Consider the following 519-nt stretch of genomic DNA (forward strand, 5'->3'; position numbering starts at 1 on the left):
AAGAGCAGACGCCCGAGGGCGCCCGCTGGGTCGATGCCCGCGCGAGCGACGACGCTGCGCTGGCCAAGTGGGGCATCCAGGCCGTCAACGCCTGAAGTGATCGGGGCAGATGCCCGGTGTGGCTCGCTCTGTCGTGCTTGTCCACCATGCTTGACTGCGCATTCTTTGGCCGCCCTCATCCGAGCGGTTGGCAGCGGCCCAACGATACAACACAGGCAACTGGCCGCCGAGGCGGTCATCTGAAGCCAGCCACCCACGACCACCGGCACGGTGTCCTGCGGATCGATGACGGGCTATTCCCGTTGCTGCACCCGCGGCAGGGGGCGGTAAGCGCTGGACTTCACCAGGCAGCCCGAGGCCTTCCGACGCAGTGGTTCAGGCTGCTGAGGATATTCTTGGGCGGGGTCATCGTCAGAAGTTTCCGCGGAAACCGTCACTTTGTATGATGCCTGCATGCCCAAGTTCATCGACCCGTCGCCGCCCGGCGTCTGCATTTTCTGCAAACTCGTGGCCGGCGAC

General features: G+C 64.9%; 1 pseudogene. It reads left to right on the plus strand.

Going from position 1 to position 519, the window contains the following annotated elements:
• A pseudogene (locus tag HA630_RS23125) lies at positions 1 to 95 on the plus strand (molybdenum cofactor biosynthesis protein MoaE); the annotation flags it as partial.
• Between the last annotated feature and the right edge of the window lie 424 nt (positions 96 to 519).

This window comes from Aquabacterium sp. A08 (assembly GCF_011742065.1).